We start from the raw sequence: 18,378 nt of genomic DNA, 5'->3' as shown, positions 1-18,378 counted from the left end.
AAAAGGCAGAAAGCATATTCTGAGGAGCCTTTTTAAGACACCCATTTGATAGGTATTGTTCGCTAACTTTCGCTTTTTTTATCTACTTTTCTCACAATGCTTCCCATTAGACCTACATCACAGTAAAATAGAGTAGGTTAGGGGGATTCTATTTTGAAAGATCAACGCTTTAAAATTGCGCATCGTGAGGCGCTTATTGGCATTGGGCTTGTATTTGTCAACTTTGCAATTTGGTACGGCTTTGCATATGGTCTAGGTTCGGGGGATCCAACAGCATATTCGTATGTATTGGGTTTCCCCGCTTGGTTTTTCTATAGTTGCATCGCTGGAACAGGTTTTATGATTGTATTAATCTGGCTCGTCTTAAAGCTCTTTTTTAAAGAGGTACCATTTGATGACGGGGAGGTGGATGAATAATGCATTGGCAAGTTATTTTTCCGCTTCTTGTTTTTTTAATTATTATTTTTGGGATTGGCATATGGGCGAATAAGCATGTTCGTTCATCGAATTCATTTTTACAGGAATATTTTCTTGGCGGTCGTGAAATGGGCGGCTTTATCCTAGCAATGACGATGATTGCCACGTATGGTAGTGCAAGCAGCTTTATCGGTGGACCGGGTGTTGCTTATAATAAAGGGCTTGGATGGGTCTTGTTAGCGATGGCTCAACTGCCAGCAGGCTATTTTGTACTGATGATACTAGGCAAGAAATTTGCCATTATTGCTCGCCGCTATCAAGCGATTACATTAATTGATTTTTTACGTGAACGCTACAAAAGCCATGTCATCGTTATATTGTCCGCGATTAGTATTATTGTCTTTTTATTTTCTGCGATGATGGCACAATGGGTCGGGGGCGCGCGCTTAATTGAATCATTAACAGGTCTTGACTATACAGCAGCACTCTTTATTTTTGCTGTTTCAGTATTAATTTATGTAATTATCGGAGGATTCCGTGCTGTAGCGTTAACGGATACGGTTCAAGGTTCCATTATGGTGATTGGTACTGTTATTTTACTGATTGGGACAATCGTTGCCGGTGGTGGCATCGATCAAATTATGACGTCCCTTGTTGCAGAAAATCCAAACCTAGTGTCACCATTTGGTGCTGAAGGGGAACTGACACCATTGTACGTCTCAACATTTTGGATTTTAATCGGCATTGGTGTGGTAGGGCTCCCTCAAATAGCAGTCCGCGCCATGAGCTATAAAGATTCCAAAAGCATGCATTTAGCGATTATTATTGGCACAATTGCTATTGGGACAATTATGTTCGGAATGCACTTGATTGGTGTATTAGCCCGTCCAGTAATTCCTGGCATTGAAATTGGTGATAAGGTAATGCCGTTGCTTACGTTAAAAGTGCTGCCGCCGTTTTTAGCGGGCATTGTGTTAGCAGCACCAATGGCAGCGACGATGTCTACCGTGAATGCGTTGCTGATGCTAGTTAGTTCAACAGTGGTAAAGGATATTTATTTGAACTATATCAAGCCCACTGCCAATGATAGAGAAATCAAGCGTGCTAGCTTCGTGGTAACAACGGTGATTGGTTTAGCAGTCGTTGTATTTGCGTTAAATCCGCCAGATTTACTTGTTTGGCTCAATTTATTTGCATTTGGCGGCTTAGAGGCTGTCTTTATTTGGTCAGTTGTCCTAGGGTTGTATTGGAAAAAAGCCAATAAATACGGTGCGATTGCGTCCATGGTTACGGGCATGACGTTATATATTATGATTGATCGCTTTTATCCGACGATTTTTGGTATGCATACGGTGACCATCCCGATAGTAGCTTCATTGATTATCTTTGTTATTGTCAGTTGGCTAACAGCTCATAAATTTAAAGATGAAAAACTATTTATCTAATGATGAAAACCTCGAGTGACAACGCTTGGGGTTTTTCTTTTTGCCACTATAGAATAGAAAAACCGTTAGCATCATGTATGCTAACGGCTTGAATCTTAATAAAATACTTTATCTAGATTATATTTTGCACGGAATGTGTTAATCGCATATGTTTCGTAAATTTCACGTTCCATTGGATCATCAATTTCATACACTTCGATTTTGAAAATTTCATCACGGTATTTTTTCATTGGTGATACATTATCTTCAAAATGCTTTTTAATACGTTGGCGAATTTTACGTGCTTTCCCTACAAATAATAGCTCATTTTTTTCATTATAAAATAAGAAAATGCCACCTTTTTCGCGAGTGATTTTATGGAAATCAATAAAACCGTGGAAAGGCGTAATTTCTACATCCCCTGGTTTTAATACTTGCTCACGTTGACGAATTACTAAGTCTGGTTTTGGGAGTTCAATTTTAATCAAAATATTCACGTTCCTCTCTGTTACTAAAGGTATATGTTAACATAATACCTCTATGATTGCCATTACGATTTATTGGTTCCATTAATTTTCGTGTATGCCTATTAGAATTGGGACTGGCTGTCAAAAATATAACTTGATAGTAGTGTTTAACAATTCATAAGCTTCCATTCGTTTAAATACGAAATATTCTATGTATTATTGAAATTCTTAATTGTTCATGATACAATTCTTTTTAATTGAATAATCTTATCAAGAGAAGCTGAGGGATTTGGCCCTATGACGCTTCAGCAACCTCTAACATTGTTAGAAAGGTGCTAATTCCACCAAAGGATTTTTCCTTTGAGAGATAAGAGTGAACGTGATAATTATCCTTCTCATTCTTGCTCTTATGGAATGAGGGGGATTTTTTAATTTTACATAGAGAGAAAAAAATGAAAGAAAAGGGGACTACAATATGCCAATTAATATTCCGAAAAACTTACCAGCTGGAGAACATTTACGTGAGGAAAAAATATTCGTCATGGAAGAAGATCGTGCCAAAACACAACAAATTCGTCCGTTAAATATTTTAATATTTAATTTAATGCCGGAAAAAGAGAAAACAGAATTACAATTACTTCGATTGCTTGGAAATACGCCATTACAAGTCAATATAACATTTTTAAATACGGCAACACACGAGTCTAAAAATGTTAGTAAATCGCATTTACAACTCTTTTATTCAACATTTAATGAGATACGCCATCGTCGCTTTGACGGGATGATTATTACGGGTGCACCAGTGGAAAAAATGGCATTTGAAGAAGTGAATTATTGGGAAGAAATCTCAGAGATAATGGATTGGTCTGCTAAGAATGTCACATCTGTCTTGCATATCTGTTGGGGTGCACAGGCTGCCTTATATCATCACTATGGCATCGGAAAATTTGAATTACCAGAAAAGTGTTCGGGTGTATATTCACATGTGATTACGGATTTAACGGTCGATTTAGTAAGAGGATTTAGTGATTTATTTACAGCACCACATTCGCGGTATACTTCTGTTTCAATCGAAGAAGTACGCAATCATCCGGAATTACGTTTACTATCATATTCAGAAGATGCAGGCGTTTTTATTGTCCAATCAAAAGATAATAAAAATATTATGATTACTGGGCACTTAGAATACGATGCGACAACACTAGCCGATGAATATAGTCGCGATGTGGCAAAAGGAATCGACATTGCAGTGCCTGTTAACTATTTCCCGAATGATGACCCAGCTAAAGAACCTATTAATACATGGCGAGCACATACCCATTTATTATTCTCCAATTGGCTAAACTACTATGTTTATCAAGAAACGCCGTATGAATGGGATTTTGTTGATGAAATTGAATACCATATCTAATTGGTCGCCTTCCATTTGCTCTTATGAAATTCTAAAAAATCCAATTTCTCAATCGATATACTGAGAAGTTGGATTTTTTATGGTGTTTCACTTGAGTTCAATGTACTTTTTTCAGTCTGTTGATTTGAATGGTCACCGGCTGTTTTGCTTCGAATCTTTCGCACTTTTGCAATGACTAGTAATAATAGGGCTAATAAGACAGTGAATAAGCCTGAATACAGCGGCCAAATTTTTTGATTATAATTATTAGAATGCACAATATTCGGATGAACAATTTGAGACAGCGCAATCATACACATTCCTAATGGCAAAATCAATGGTCGAGGATCTTTAATATTTAGTATTTGTGCTATACCTATTACAGATGCATAAAAATAGAGAAATGTTCGAATATAGATGGAGATAATCCACATGACAGCCATAACAATTTCAACACGTTGAAAAAAATTGCCTATAGAAATCCGTTGAGCCAGTGCATAGCTAGGAAATGTCTCAATGGAAGTATTCGTTGGACCAATCACGAGTGTTGAGAGGGCTATAATGATAATTAATACAATTCCTCCGCAAAGTGTGCCGAAATAAAATCCTTTTTGCGCTGCTTTCGGTATATTGACAGCAGAAGGGAAAATCATAAGTAACATAACGAGCGGGAATGAAAAAATACTCATAAATTTAAGAATACCGGTTATTAATGATGTTGTCTTTGTTTCAAAAATGGGTTGAATATTTTCAATATTAATTTGAGGCGAAATACAAATAAGAAATACAATAAATATAAATGAAAATATAGGAAATAGGATTTCTGCTGACCGTGCAAACACTTCAATGCCTAGAAACGATGCAAAAACAAGAATAATGGTAAATAATACAGCAAAGGACAAAGTAGGTGTCTCGGGCATTACTTCTGTTTGCATAAAGATGCCGATAAAATATAATAATTCACTTGCCGAAAAAAATGCGAGTGTGATAAACCCTAGAGAGGTTAAAGTTCCAAGATATTTACCTAAAATTTTTCCATTTGCTTCGACAAACGTAAGGTGCGGTGTTTGATTTCCAAGACTTGTATACAGTTTTACAATTAAAAAGCTTAATAAGACGCCAATAGTTGCGCCAATCCATGCATCTTGATGAAGCTGCTTCGTAATACTCGCTGGCACAATTAATATGGCCGTCCCAATAGAATGGAGAAGGGTAATGATTGTAAATTGTCTGGCACTAAGTAATTGTTTTTCCATTAGTCACTACCCTTTCTAGTCATTCTTATTAAAAAAATGATAATAACATTTTCCTAATAGGTGTAAAAATAAATGTAATAAAATCTAATGGGCTAGGGATATTTATTTTTAAACCAATGGCGATATTTAAAATGGCGCCTATAAACAATAAAATGGAAAAGGCGAATATTGTTTTTTTTTCGCCTTTTTTCAATAATGGAGGAATCGTAATATAGGCAATAATCAACGAAACAAGTATGACGATCATGCTAATAAACATCGTGAGTTACTCCTTTGAATTGTACAATAATGAGTTTTGAATTGTTCCTAATCCTTGGGTTGTGACCTGTACATCGATCGTAACAGGTACAGTTGGATAAATTGTTGACCATTCTTTATGAATCTTTTCCCACTTTTTCGGATCGCTGCGATGGAGTGCCTCGCTAAAACCTAATAAATCGAGCTTATAATTTTTCTGAATAATAGCTAAAGTTTTTTCTGTATGTTCTTTTATTTTTTCTGCTGTCTTTTGGTCAATCTGTTGAATCGTGTTGTTTTGGGTTAAATTAATGGCACAATTCACTTCACCAATATTTTGTGTAACATCAATTTTTATCGTGATTTGTGGCGTACCATTTTTGAACGTCCCTTTAATTTTGGAGGACGAACTTGTAATTTCTGTTGATAACTCTCCACCTTTAGGGCACGCGAGAACTTCTACGGTACTTTTAACTTTGTTATTCAAGTAATTAAAATAAATACTGTCATCTTCTGATAATAACCCCACTAATTTATCCTCTTTAAAGATAGCGATACCCGCATATTTTAAAATAACAGGTGTTTTAATCCTTTCTACATTGGTTTGGTCAATCCCTAATTGCAAATCTCCGTGTATTTCAACTGCTGATAATACCGCACTTTTTTCTTTGCTACTAAGGGTATTAAGCAATTCATCTGTGTTAACAGATAATGTTGAACCCCATGATTTTTCCGACACCTTAATCGAATTTAATAATTTATTGGCTGGCATTTTTTCAATGGGTGTTAATACGTTCAGCACGTCTTTTGCAGGCGCTTTATGAGATACTACAAGATCAAAGTCGTTTCTAAATTCATGATCTCTTGCAATAAAATCTAGCGGTTCGTTTAAGCCTTCTTCTGCTAATTCTTCACCAATTACGACAATTTGTAGATGAGAAAAATAAGGTTTCCGTGGTGTTATTGTTGTCATTCTTCTAATGGCTTCAAACACACTTTTTCCCTTTGCATGGTAAGTAACAACGGGGGCACGTCCACTAGACGGTTGCCTTGAGGAAATTTCACTCGGAGCAACAACTTGAATGGAAACTTCATACTCCTCGTCTACCTTATCAATGCCAAGTGCAACGACGATCGCTAATTCGTTTAACTCCCGCTTACTCCAGCAACCACTCAATATTAAAGTGAGGATTAAGAATAACAAAATCATCTTTCTGTTTGACATGATGGATTCCTCATTTGCACTTTAATGTTTAGTTCTTTTTTCGTAATATTGTTGTTCTCGGACATTATTTTGTTGACTAACGAGTCGTGGTCTTGTAAATAACTTTCTACGTGGGAATAAGACCATCGCATCTTTTTGATCTTTCACAATTAATGGCCCGAATGGACTCATATAGGGAACACCAAAAGATCTTAAACTACATAAATGAAGAATAATCATCATAATGCCGAACATCACCCCAAATAAACCAAAAATCGCAGCTAATATCATAAGAGGGAAGCGTAGGACACGAATCGTATTTGATAAGCCGTAAGAAGGAAATAGGAAGCTACAAATGGCTGTTAATGCCACGATAATGACCATCACTGCGGATACTACGCCAGCTTCCACGGCAGCTTGACCTATTACTAACGTACCGACAATGGATACCGCTGGACCAATCGTTCTTGGCATCCGTAGACCTGCCTCGCGTAATATTTCAAAGGCAATTTCCATAATTAGCGCTTCTACAACGGCAGGGAAGGGCACGCCTTCTCGCTGTGAAGCGATACTAATAAGCATCGGCGTCGGTAGCATTTCTTGATGAAAGGTCGTAATAGCTACATATAAAGAAGGCATAATTAATGCAAGCGAAATACCAAAAAAACGTAAAAGTCGGATAAGTGAACTAATAATCCAATTTTGGTAATAATCTTCTGCAGCCTGTAAAAAGGATGTAAATACGACAGGGACGGTTAACACAAGAGGTGTTCCATCCACTAATATCGCAATTCGACCTTCTAATAATTCAGCGGCAATAACATCTGGACGTTCTGTGTTGTAAATCATTGGGAATATAGAAAATTTCGAGTCCTGAATAAAATCTTCTATATATCCGGTTTCTAATATGCCATCAATTTTAATTTGATCTAGGCGGTCAAGCACCTCTTGTACAATTTTGTCATTGGCTATGCCATTGATATACATAACAGCTACATCTGTTTGGGTTACCTCTCCTATGACCCGAGATTTTATCCAAAGATTAGGGCTTTTTATTTTGCGACGAATGAGTGCTGTGTTCGTCCGCAATGTTTCAGTAAAAGACTCTCGTGGCCCTCTAATCACAGATTCTGTTTGTGGCTCGGTGACGGCTCGATCTTTTGCGCTTTTAGTATCTGTCGCAATTGCCACGGATTGCCCTTCTAATACAATGACGGTCTCACCATTTAAAATGGACGTAAATAATGCGGTAAAATCAAAAAGATCCTTTACATCACCTACCGCTAAACATTGTTTTTTCATATAGTCGTTTATATTGTCAATTTTATTTTCCGGTTCGTTGTCAATTTCAAGCAGTAGATTTTCAAGTATAAAATCCGTAATAACAGTTTTGTCAGAAATACCATCAATGTTGATAATGGCGATGGATAAACAATCAAGTTTGTCGATAATAATTTCACGAATAATCACATCATTACTATGACCAAGTGCTTCTTTGATTGTAAAAATATTTTCTGAAAGCGAAGTGTGCAGTAAATTCGTTAATGGCTGTTGGGAGGTATTGTTGTTTTCGGAAACGGGCATTTATATTCCTCCTCAGAGTATAGATTGACTAGTATGAGGATGGTCAATTTTGTGGAGAGCTAAACCAAAACGAGTAAACTTAAGATGGTTTAGTTTTGAAATAAAAAAAACAGTATTTCCTTTCAATAGCGAAAGGAAATACTGTGTTATTTTTTATAGTCATACTTTAATTCGTGAAGTTGTTCGTCTACATCAACGTGTAAGTTATAATCGTTAAAAAACCATAAATCTTTTTCGTCAATATAGTATGTGACATCGTCTACTACAGTTTGAACGCCTATCTCAATCGGTTCTTCACGTGTCATCCCTAGGGAAAAACCTTCATGAAAGGGACTTGAGCCGCCATATCTAGCATAAAAGCGAATTGAATCACCTTTTTCGACTTCCATTTCATTTTTAAACCATTGTAAAGCTTGCGCTGTCAGTGCGATATTCATGCGAGAACTCCTTTCATGTTTAAAGCCATTTAACTTTTGGCTCCGTGCCATTTTTAATGCGCGAAATATTTGCTCGGTGTCGATAAATGATAAAGGTAAATAAAAAGGCTACTAAAATCCCTAATGCAAAATCGCCTGTCACAAAAAAATAGATTATCGAATAAATTAATGCTACGAGTGCCGCAATCATTGATGTGAGGCTGACAATTTTCGTGAGCTTTAATGTTACGATAAAAGTGATGAATAGTAAAATGAATAAAGGCCAAGAATAGCCTAGGAGGACGCCAGCTGAAGTGGCAACAGCTTTACCGCCACGGAAACTTGCGAAGATAGGGAACATATGTCCAATGACCGCAACAAGCCCTAGAATAAGTGAGTGAATCGTGACATCAGCAAATACTGGTAGCGTCACTAGTAACACGGCTGCTGTTCCTTTTAAAACATCCATCACCGTCACCACTAAACCTGCTTTTTTCCCTAATATACGGAAAGTATTGGTAGCCCCTAAATTGCCGCTACCATGCTCGCGAATATCTGTTTTGTAAAATATTTTGCCAATCCATAACCCGGAAGGTATAGAGCCGATGAGATAGGCACATAAAATAATAAGTCCGTTTAACATAGGTGGACTCCTTTCATCCAAATAATAACACTTGGTACTAATAGTTTGTAACAAGTATTTTACACTTTTTCTCTTTAATCTACAATGATATGAAGGAGATTTCATCATGAGCCTTGAATTCAATACAAAAGGAAAAAGCACTTCATGATTTCAAAAGTCACAGGCTTATGATAGCTTATGTTAGGTTATTCGGAACTAGTATCGTATTAATACCTAAGCACTTTCTTAAAATATAGGTAAAATGGCAATTTTGTCAATCACACATTCCTTTGGTAGAATAGAAGTCTATCTTTAATTTCTCTTGTGAAGCTATTAAAAATCATCACTCAACAGAAAACGTCTACCGATGATGTTTTTGGTATGCTGTAGTGTTAAGTAATTAGAAGGCGTTCAATGCTGGCTTTAGTGAAGATAGCGCCTCTTACAGTTGTCGTGGATTTTTGTTTGGTCGTACAAGGCAGTAAGCTTAAAATAGGTGCAGTCATTCATGACAGCAGCCTGCCCTGGCCTCTAAATAAAGTTCATAGAAGCAATTACGTTGTAGCGTAATTAAAAAAATATATATCTGTCACTAGCTATTGACAGGAAATGCTATTATTATTAGGATGAGAACGTAATCAGAACATGCGTTTGTTTTTTGGAGGGGAATCTTTTGGCGAATAAACAGTCACCTAGCGTCTATAATGATGACGCAATTCAAGTATTAGAAGGATTAGAAGCGGTACGAAAGCGACCCGGCATGTATATCGGTTCCACAGATGGCAGAGGACTTCATCACCTTGTATATGAAATCGTAGATAATGCGGTGGATGAAGCACTTGCTGGCTTTGGTTCTCATATCATTGTCACAATTCATAAAGATCAAAGTTTAAGCGTTCGAGATTTTGGACGTGGAATGCCAACAGGTATGCATAAAATGGGCAAACCTACCCCTGAAATTATTTTCACAGTCTTACATGCAGGTGGTAAATTTGGACAAGGCGGCTATAAAACGAGTGGCGGCTTACACGGTGTTGGCTCTTCCGTTGTTAATGCCTTATCGACATTTTTAGAAGTGACGATTCATCGCGATGGCAAAAAATATAAACAGCGTTTTGAAAACGGTGGACATCCTGTGACGACTTTAGAAGAAATCGGTCAGACAAAGCAAACAGGCACACTGGTCCATTTCCTGCCAGATGACACGATTTTTTCCGTCACAAAATTTAATTATGATACACTTGCAGAACGTTTACGTGAGTCTGCATTTTTATTAAAAGGATTAAAAATTGAGTTAATTGATCAACGCGAGGAAGGCAAAGGTGATGTTTTCTTTTACGAAAACGGCATTGAAGCTTTCGTTGCGTATTTGAATGAGGAAAAAGATGTTCTTCATCCTGTCAAATATGTAGAGGGTGAGCAAGACGATATCGAAGTTGAATTTGCCTTCCAATTCAACGATGGTTATTCAGAAACGATCTTATCGTTTGTAAACAACGTCCGTACACGTGATGGTGGTACGCATGAGACCGGTGCAAAAGCTGCCTTGACAAGAGTTTTCAATGAATATGCACGGAAAATAGGATTACTAAAAGATAAAGATAAAAATCTTGAAGGGACAGATATTCGCGAAGGTTTAGCGGCAATTATCTCTGTCCGTATTCCTGAACATTTATTACAATTTGAGGGGCAAACGAAAGGAAAGCTTGGTACAAGTGAAGCGCGTTCGGTAGTCGATAGCGTTGTCTCAGAGCAAATCTTCTATGTGCTAGAAGAAAATGCGGAATTGTCTGCATCTCTTGTTCGAAAAGCGATTCGTGCTCAACAAGTACGTGAAGCGGCGCGAAAAGCACGTGAAGATGCTCGTAACGGGAAGAAAAGCAAAAAAGGAAGTACGATTCTTTCAGGGAAGTTAACCCCTGCACAATCTCGCAATGCTGCGAGAAACGAATTATATTTAGTCGAAGGTGATTCTGCTGGCGGTTCAGCGAAACAAGGGCGAGATCGTACGTTTCAGGCGATTTTACCGTTGCGCGGTAAAGTCATTAATACCGAAAAAGCGAAGCTCCAAGATATTATGAAAAACGAGGAGATTTCCACGATTATTCATGCTATTGGTGCAGGAGTTGGAGCGGATTTCTCAGTAGAAGATTCAGCCTACGATAAAGTTGTCATTATGACCGATGCTGATACGGATGGAGCACATATTCAGGTGCTACTATTAACATTCTTCTATCGGTATATGCGCCCATTAATTGAGGCTGGCAAAGTGTTTATTGCGTTACCACCACTTTATAAAGTATCAAAGGGTGTAGGGAAAAAAGAGGTCATTGAATATGCTTGGACCGAAAATGATTTACAAAAAGCCATTAAAAAAGTAGGGAAAGGCTATATCCTACAACGTTATAAAGGACTTGGTGAGATGAATGCTGACCAACTGTGGGATACAACGATGAACCCTGAGACGCGTACGTTAATTCGTGTCACGATTGAGGATGGGGCACGTGCTGAGCGTCGCGTGACAACGTTAATGGGCGATAAGGTAGAGCCGCGCCGTAAATGGATCGAAGCAAATGTTAACTTCGGCATGGAGGATGATTCGAATATTTTAGACAATGAATTCATCCAACAAGAGGAGGACCAAGCATGAGTAGTACGGAAAAGTTTCAAGATTTACCATTAGAAGAAGTAATGGGAGACCGATTTGGTCGTTATAGTAAATATATTATTCAAGACCGCGCGTTGCCAGATGCGCGCGACGGTCTTAAACCTGTACAGCGACGTATTTTATTTGCGATGTATACAGAAGGCAATACGAACGATAAACCGTTCCGTAAGTCTGCCAAAACGGTCGGGAATGTAATCGGTAACTACCATCCACACGGTGATAGTTCGGTATATGAAGCGATGGTGCGAATGAGTCAAGATTGGAAAGCGCGCCATATGCTGATTGAAATGCACGGAAATAATGGTTCTGTTGATGGAGATCCACCTGCTGCGATGCGTTATACAGAAGCAAGATTGTCAGCAATTGCGGCTGAAATGCTACGCGATATCGGTAAAAAGACAGTGGAGTTTGTACCGAATTTTGATGATCAGGATATGGAGCCAACAGTATTGCCTGCTCGCTTCCCGAATTTGCTCGTCAACGGGTCGACGGGGATATCCGCTGGTTATGCCACAGATATTCCCCCACATGCGCTTGATGAGGTGTTAGATGCCGTTTTAATGCGTTTAGATCAACCGAATGCTACTGTCGATGAGCTAATGACGGTGATTAAAGGCCCTGACTTCCCAACAGGAGGGATTATTCAAGGTGTCGATGGTATTAAAAAGGCTTATGAAACAGGACGTGGTAAAGTTATTGTTCGTGCTCAAGCAGCCATTGAACCATTAAAAGGCGGGAAAGAACAAATCGTTATTACAGAGTTGCCATATGATGTAAATAAGGCGAATCTTGTAAAGAAAATTGATGAACAACGCGTCGATAAACGACTGGAAGGCATTGCAGAAATTCGAGATGAATCCGATCGTACTGGTTTACGCGTCGTGATTGAGTTAAAAAAAGACGTGCCAGCACAAGGAATTTTAAATTATTTATTTAAAACTACTGATTTGCAAGTAGCCTATAACTTTAATATGATTGCGATCCATAATCGTCGTCCAACGATGATGACATTGCCACTGCTACTTGATGCGTACATAGCCCATCAAAAAGAAGTGGTGACAAACCGCTCCATTTATGATTTACAAAAGGCAAAAGACCGTTCTCATATAGTTGATGGTTTGATTAAAGCACTGTCGATTTTAGATGAAGTAATTGCAACAATTCGTTCATCGAATGATAAACGCGACGCAAAAACAAATTTACAGGTGAAATTTGACTTTACTGAAGTGCAATCTGAGGCGATTGTGAGCTTACAATTATACCGTTTAACGAATACGGATATTACAGAGCTACGTCGTGAACAAGATGAGTTAAATGCACTGATTGCGAAACTAGAAGGTATTTTGCATAGCGGGGCGAAACTTGTTCGTGTCATTAAACAAGAATTACTCGACATTAAAAAACGTTTTTCTGAACCACGCCGTTCGAAAATCGAACAAGAGATTGAAGAAATTAAAATTACATTAGACGTGCTTGTTCCAAGTGAAGATGTTGTGGTCACAGTGACGAAGGATGGCTATATTAAGCGCACATCCACACGTTCGCATGCAGCATCTAATGGACAAGATTTTGCCATGAAAGACTCCGATTATTTACTGTATGAGGAAACGTTAAATACCCAGCATCATCTATTGTTGTTCACAAATCGTGGGAATTATATTTATCAGCCTGTACATGAATTGCCGGATATTCGTTGGAAAGATCTTGGTCAGCATATCTCAAGTATTGTGCCAACAGGGGAAGATGAAACAATTATTGCAGTCTATGGTTTTGATACCTTTGAACAGCCAAACACCTATATTTTAACCGCTACAAAGGAAGGGCAAATTAAGCGCTCACCACTGCCAGATTATGCAGTGACACGTTATTCGAAGCCGATTAAGACGATGAATGTCAAATCAGGTGATGAAATGATAATGGCGGATATTGTATCAGACGAGGCAGAGCTGTTATTGATTACTGATACAGCCTACGCTATCCGCTTCCCAATTGAAGAACTTCCTGTCACAGGTGTTAAAACGGGTGGCGTGAAAGGTATCACGTTAAAAGATGGGGAAGTACTTGTTGGTGTAACAATATTAAAGCCGTCTGATACAGAGTATGTCGTGATTGTTACCCAACGAGGTGCTGTGAAGAAGATGAATGTCGCTGAAGTCGATATGGCAAGTAGAGCAAAACGTGGTTTAAAAGTGTTAACCGAATTAAAAGCCAATCCACATCGTATAGTTGCGGTAGTAAAAGCAAGTGATGAGGAGCAAGTCATTGTTGAAACAGAAAAAGGCGTGCAAGAAATCATTGATGTCAAAGGGTTAACGCGCGCAGATCGTCATTCGAATGGTTCCTTTAAAATAGATATCGCTACAGATGGTACCATTTCTCATGTAATGAAAATGAAAAAAGAAGAGGAATAATTCATTATGCCCATGTTCTTTTACAGAACTGGGCTTTTTTCATCTAGCAAAATGCTTTGGAAAATGAATTACTAATTAGATAGCAGTTTGCTCGCTTATGAAAGGCACAGACAGCAAGGCTGATTTTAAAGGTTTAAAAATACGAGCTTGTCATTTGAAGATAGATAGGGGTATAATAAACAACGAAAAGTTCATAAGTTAAGAATGTAGGGGGGCTGGAAGTTGCCAGCTGAGATTGCGTCCGTTCAGATGCTGACCCTTTGAACCTGATTTGGCTCGTACCAGCGTAGGGAACATCTATTCAAAAATATTCGTACACTATTTTTTGATACCGTTTGCAAACGCCTGGGATAATCCCTAGGCGTTTTTTGTTTAAGGATGATCATTAACCTTAAGCAGATAGAAAACAATGAGAATCGCCTGCAAACGGATTAAAAACAGCATACGCTTTTCTTCTGGTGAAACATTCAATCATGAACACTTTCAAATTACTTGCTAGGAGGATATAGCATGAAAAAATGGTTATTCATTATGGTTGCTGCACTAATTACATTAGTTGGATGTAGCGCAAAAGAAGACAAAAAAGAGGAACCGAGTTCAGAAAAAAAAGTATCCGTTGTACTGGACTGGACACCTAATACGAATCATACGGGACTTTATGTGGCGCAAAAGCTTGGCTATTTTAAAGAGCAAGGCTTAGACGTAGAGATTATTTTACCAGGTGATGCAGGTGCTGATCAGCTTGTGGCATCTGGGAAAGCAGAGTTTGGCGTAAGTTATCAGGAAGGTATTACGCAAGCACGTGTACAAGATGTACCCCTTGTATCGATTGCGGCAATTATTCAGCATAATACTTCAGGTTTTGCATCACTCGCTTCAAAAGGCATTACATCACCAAAAGATTACGAAGGAAAAACCTATGGTGGCTGGGGTGCTCCAGTTGAACAAGCTGTTTTACAGTCATTGATGAAAGCAGACAATGCCGATATAAACAAATTAGATATCGTCAATGCGGGAGATATCGACTTTTTCACAATGATGCAAAAGGATATTGATTTTGCGTGGATTTATTATGCTTGGACAGGTATTGAGGCAGAACTTCGTGGGGAAAAGTTAAATATGCAGTATTTAACCGACTATAGTGAGCAGCTCGATTATTACACACCTGTATTGGCAACGAATGAAAAGATGATCAAGGATAATCCTGATGTCGTAAAGGCATTTGTCGCGGCTACTACAAAAGGCTATGAATATGCGATAGCGCATCCAAGTGAAGCGGCTGATATTTTACTTGAAGCGGTACCTGATTTGGATAAAGAGCTTGTGCATAAAAGTCAGGAATGGTTAGCGGGCAAATATCAAGACGATGCGGCGCAATGGGGAGAACAAAAGTTAGCAGTTTGGGAAAACTATGCGGACTGGATGACAAAGAATAACGTTTTAGAAGGCGACTTTAATGCACAACAAGCATTTACAAACGATTTCTTACCAAAGAAAGGAGCGAAATAAATGGCGAATTCATTAATTAGTGTACAAATCATACCTAAAACAGAAAAATATGAGGATGTGATCCCATTTGTAGATGCGGCAATTGCTGTAATCGATGCTTCCGGTGTGCACTATGAGGTGCATCCACTGGAAACAACAATGGAGGGTGAATTATCCACTTTGTTACAAATTATTGAAGAGATGAATAAAAAGATGATTGACTTAGGCGCTATCAATGTTATTACACAAGTGAAAATTTTATATCAGCCAGCTGGTATTACAATGGGAACGTTAACGGAGAAATATCGAGGGTGAAACAGGTAATGCTGCAAGGAAGGTCGATTATTTTTATCGCCTTCCTCTTATTCATTTGGGAACTTATTATACGTGTAGCTGATATCCCACATTGGCTATTGCCAGCGCCAAGTGCCATTATGATTGAAGGTATTGAATCGTATTCAACGTTTAGTCCCCATGTTTGGGCCACGATTCAGCTAGCATTAATAGGGCTTGCTATTGGTGTGATGTGTGGCTTAAGCGTTGCGGTATTTTTACATCGCTCATCAACAATTAGAGCGTTTGTTTATCCGATTCTCATTGTGTCTCAAAATGTGCCAGTGCTCGTTTTAGCGCCATTATTAATTATTTGGTTTGGCTTTGGCCTGTTACCCAAGCTGATTATTATTTGTCTCGTTTGCTTCTTTCCAATCGTTATCGCGGCGATGGATGGGTTTCGTCAAACCTCCCCTGAGCTCAAACATTATTTTGCAATGATTGGTGCTACGAAAGGGCAAACATTTTGGAAATTAGAATGGCCTTATGCGTATCCATCCATCTTTTCCGGTATTAAGATTGCGGCGACCTATAGTGTGATGGGCGCTGTCATAGCAGAATGGCTTGGTGCAAAAAAAGGAATTGGTGTTTATATGACGCTCGCACAATCATCGTTTCGAACGGATCGTGTATTTGTTGCGATATTTGCGATTGTCTTATTAAGTTTATTGTTATTTAGTGTGATTCGTTTTGTAGAAAAGCTTGTTGTAAAGGGGAGGGGCGCACATGCTGAACATTCAGGACATTTCTAAATCCTTTGGCTCACTTGAAGTGGTTAAAAATTTATCCTTTACAGTTCAGGAAGGTGAATTTGTGGCAATCATTGGCCCTTCAGGTAGCGGCAAAAGCACACTCTTTCAATTGATAGGAGGAATAACGCCTGTCGATCATGGCACTATTTTGTTAAATGGAGACAATATTCAACGACAAACAGGTATCATTGGCTATATGCCCCAACAACCTTGCTTATTACCGTGGCGGACGATTTTAGAAAATGTCATGATCGTTGAAGAATTGCAGCGTCGGCCGAATAAAGAGCTTGCCAAAGCGTGGCTAGAAAAGGTTGGTCTTGCTTCGTTTGAAAATGCTTATCCGCATGCATTATCAGGAGGCATGCAGCAACGTGTATCATTTTTGCGCGCTATCGTCAGTGGGAAACCGATACTATGCTTAGATGAACCTTTTTCAGCGCTCGATGAGTTTACAAGATTAGAAATGCAGGCATGGCTGTTATCTATTTGGGAGGAACATAAAAAATCTATCCTATTTGTGACACATAGTATTGAAGAAGCGCTATTTTTAGCGGATCGCATTATTGTATTAACAAAACGTCCAGCGACGGTTAAGGAAGAAATTATTGTGCCATTTGCACGACCACGGTTCGAGGAAATTCGCCATTCCACTCAATTTACACAGTTAAAACAACAACTTTTTCAGTATTTAAAGGAAGAAAAGGACGATGCATATGTTGATTGATGCACATATTCATTTAGATCAGTATCAAGAAGAAGAAGTACCTTTGCTACTTGATGAGGCGCAAACGGTTATAGCGGTCAGTACGGACTTACAATCTTGTGAGAAAACGCTGAAGTTATCGAGAGCCTATGCGAAGGTCAAGGCAGCGTATGGTTTTCATCCTGAACAGTCGTTGCCTAATGATAGGGAGAAAGAAGCTTTATTTGATTGGATACGACTGCATGCTAGTGAGATGATTGCTGTTGGAGAGGTTGGTTTACCTTATTATCGAAAACAGACGCATGTATTGGATGAGCGCCCTTATATTGCGTTATTAGAACAATTTATTCTGTTAGCGCAAGAACTTCACAAACCGATAGTGTTACATGCTGTTTATGAGGATGCACTAATCGCTTGCGATTTACTTGAGAAACATGGTGTAAAGAAAGCTCATTTTCATTGGTTCAAGGGAAGTGAAGAGGCAATTGTACGCATGATACATAATGGTTATTATATTTCCATTACGCCTGATTGTGTTTATGAAGCGGAAATACAAGATTTGATTACAAAGTATCCATTGGAACTGATGATGGTGGAAACGGATGGACCTTGGCCATTTGAAGGACCTTTTGATAAGGCTCGAACATCGCCGTCTATGATGGCTAAAAGTATCGAAGTCATTGCAACGCTTAAAGGTATAACAACGCAAGAAGCGGCCAATATTGTGACACGAAACACAAAATTATTTTACGATTTATAAGAAACGACAAAAACAGCCACATTTAGAGCGAGTAATCGTCTCCGTGTGGCTGTTTCCTATGTTTTGTTCTATTGTGTTCTAATGTAGCATGCTTCGTTTTTGTCACGCGCTCATGCGTACTAAAAGGGGCGGTTTGACGTTTTTTCTCAACATCCTTACCTTGCGTCCGTTTTAAATGCATACGTTTCTTTTTAGCTTTAGATAGTGCCATGCTAATCCCTCCATTTCACATTACCAATATATTAC

Annotated in this window: 18 protein-coding genes and 2 riboswitches; of the genes, 10 read left to right on the top strand and 8 right to left on the bottom strand. The window is 38.5% G+C overall.

Translation table 11 applies throughout. The features are described 5' to 3' along the window. Window positions 1-153 precede the first annotated feature (153 nt). Both C9J37_RS10845 and panF read left to right on the top strand, forming a co-directional pair. Complete coding sequence (locus tag C9J37_RS10845; RefSeq protein ID WP_024361794.1) at window positions 154-417, top strand: YhdT family protein; 264 nt, start codon at window positions 154-156, stop codon at window positions 415-417. Continuing rightward, a complete protein-coding gene (panF, locus tag C9J37_RS10840) occupies window positions 417-1,862 on the top strand; it encodes a sodium/pantothenate symporter (RefSeq protein WP_107895350.1) in 1,446 nt (481 codons plus the stop codon). The genes C9J37_RS10845 and panF overlap by 1 nt, the downstream gene beginning before the upstream one ends. 95 nt (window positions 1,863-1,957) lie before the next feature. On the opposite strand, the gene C9J37_RS10835 is transcribed toward panF, so the two are convergent. Beyond that, on the bottom strand, window positions 1,958-2,329 hold the full coding sequence (locus C9J37_RS10835; protein WP_024361792.1) for a nucleotide excision repair endonuclease: 372 nt from the start codon (window positions 2,327-2,329) through the stop codon (window positions 1,958-1,960). Window positions 2,330-2,572: 243 nt separating this feature from the next. Further along, window positions 2,573-2,682, top strand: a riboswitch (SAM riboswitch). A gap of 101 nt (window positions 2,683-2,783) precedes the next feature. Here C9J37_RS10835 and metA point away from each other — a divergent pair. Then, the gene (gene metA / locus C9J37_RS10830; RefSeq protein WP_024361791.1) at window positions 2,784-3,719 is read left to right on the top strand and encodes a homoserine O-acetyltransferase MetA; all 936 of its coding nucleotides are present in this window, start codon (window positions 2,784-2,786) and stop codon (window positions 3,717-3,719) included. A 77-nt stretch (window positions 3,720-3,796) separates the two neighbouring features. Here the strand turns inward: metA and C9J37_RS10825 are convergent, their stop codons facing one another. The 6 genes from C9J37_RS10825 to plsY form a co-directional block, all read right to left on the bottom strand. Then, window positions 3,797-4,954, bottom strand: coding sequence for a GerAB/ArcD/ProY family transporter (locus C9J37_RS10825; RefSeq protein ID WP_107895349.1), 1,158 nt, complete (start codon window positions 4,952-4,954; stop codon window positions 3,797-3,799). A gap of 28 nt (window positions 4,955-4,982) precedes the next feature. Then, a complete protein-coding gene (locus C9J37_RS10820; RefSeq protein WP_107895348.1) occupies window positions 4,983-5,213 on the bottom strand; it encodes a hypothetical protein in 231 nt (76 codons plus the stop codon). A 6-nt stretch (window positions 5,214-5,219) separates the two neighbouring features. Then, on the bottom strand, window positions 5,220-6,416 hold the full coding sequence (locus C9J37_RS10815) for a Ger(x)C family spore germination protein (RefSeq protein ID WP_107895347.1): 1,197 nt from the start codon (window positions 6,414-6,416) through the stop codon (window positions 5,220-5,222). A 21-nt stretch (window positions 6,417-6,437) separates the two neighbouring features. Next, window positions 6,438-7,979 (bottom strand): spore germination protein, encoded by a 1,542-nt coding sequence (locus C9J37_RS10810; RefSeq protein ID WP_107895346.1) that lies wholly within the window; start codon window positions 7,977-7,979, stop codon window positions 6,438-6,440. A gap of 146 nt (window positions 7,980-8,125) precedes the next feature. Next, entirely contained in the window at window positions 8,126-8,416 is a 291-nt protein-coding gene (locus tag C9J37_RS10805) for a HesB/YadR/YfhF family protein (RefSeq protein WP_107895345.1), read from the bottom strand. Window positions 8,417-8,435: 19 nt separating this feature from the next. Then, window positions 8,436-9,038, bottom strand: coding sequence for a glycerol-3-phosphate 1-O-acyltransferase PlsY (plsY, locus tag C9J37_RS10800; protein WP_069512652.1), 603 nt, complete (start codon window positions 9,036-9,038; stop codon window positions 8,436-8,438). Between the two features lie 652 nt (window positions 9,039-9,690). Between plsY and parE the strand changes: the two genes are divergently transcribed. The 7 genes from parE (at window position 9,691) to C9J37_RS10765 (ending at window position 18,132) form a co-directional block, all read left to right on the top strand. Then, complete coding sequence (parE, locus tag C9J37_RS10795; RefSeq protein ID WP_107895344.1) at window positions 9,691-11,667, top strand: DNA topoisomerase IV subunit B; 1,977 nt, start codon at window positions 9,691-9,693, stop codon at window positions 11,665-11,667. Further along, entirely contained in the window at window positions 11,664-14,096 is a 2,433-nt protein-coding gene (parC, locus tag C9J37_RS10790; protein ID WP_107895343.1) for a DNA topoisomerase IV subunit A, read from the top strand. The genes parE and parC overlap by 4 nt, the downstream gene beginning before the upstream one ends. Window positions 14,097-14,294: 198 nt before the next feature. Next, window positions 14,295-14,406: riboswitch (TPP riboswitch) on the top strand. 200 nt (window positions 14,407-14,606) lie between these two features. After that, window positions 14,607-15,605, top strand: coding sequence for an ABC transporter substrate-binding protein (locus C9J37_RS10785; protein WP_107895342.1), 999 nt, complete (start codon window positions 14,607-14,609; stop codon window positions 15,603-15,605). After that, a complete protein-coding gene (locus C9J37_RS10780) occupies window positions 15,606-15,899 on the top strand; it encodes a thiamine-binding protein (protein WP_024361781.1) in 294 nt (97 codons plus the stop codon). Between the two features lie 8 nt (window positions 15,900-15,907). Then, window positions 15,908-16,669 (top strand): ABC transporter permease, encoded by a 762-nt coding sequence (locus tag C9J37_RS10775; protein WP_407656242.1) that lies wholly within the window; start codon window positions 15,908-15,910, stop codon window positions 16,667-16,669. Continuing rightward, window positions 16,644-17,393 carry an ABC transporter ATP-binding protein gene (locus C9J37_RS10770; protein WP_107895340.1) on the top strand — a complete coding sequence of 250 codons (750 nt, stop codon included), beginning with the start codon at window positions 16,644-16,646 and terminating at the stop codon, window positions 17,391-17,393. Before C9J37_RS10775 ends, C9J37_RS10770 begins: the two co-directional genes overlap by 26 nt. Beyond that, a complete protein-coding gene (locus C9J37_RS10765) occupies window positions 17,383-18,132 on the top strand; it encodes a TatD family hydrolase (RefSeq protein ID WP_107895394.1) in 750 nt (249 codons plus the stop codon). Before C9J37_RS10770 ends, C9J37_RS10765 begins: the two co-directional genes overlap by 11 nt. Before the next feature lie 22 nt (window positions 18,133-18,154). On the opposite strand, the gene C9J37_RS10760 is transcribed toward C9J37_RS10765, so the two are convergent. Then, window positions 18,155-18,343, bottom strand: coding sequence for a ribosome rescue factor BrfA (locus C9J37_RS10760; RefSeq protein WP_024361777.1), 189 nt, complete (start codon window positions 18,341-18,343; stop codon window positions 18,155-18,157). Window positions 18,344-18,378: the final 35 nt, after the last annotated feature.

Source organism: Lysinibacillus mangiferihumi, from assembly GCF_003049665.1.
In the GTDB taxonomy this organism is placed as follows: domain Bacteria; phylum Bacillota; class Bacilli; order Bacillales_A; family Planococcaceae; genus Lysinibacillus; species Lysinibacillus mangiferihumi.
The sequence above is the reverse complement of the archived record's forward strand: the minus strand, read 5'-3'. Positions and strand labels throughout refer to the sequence as shown.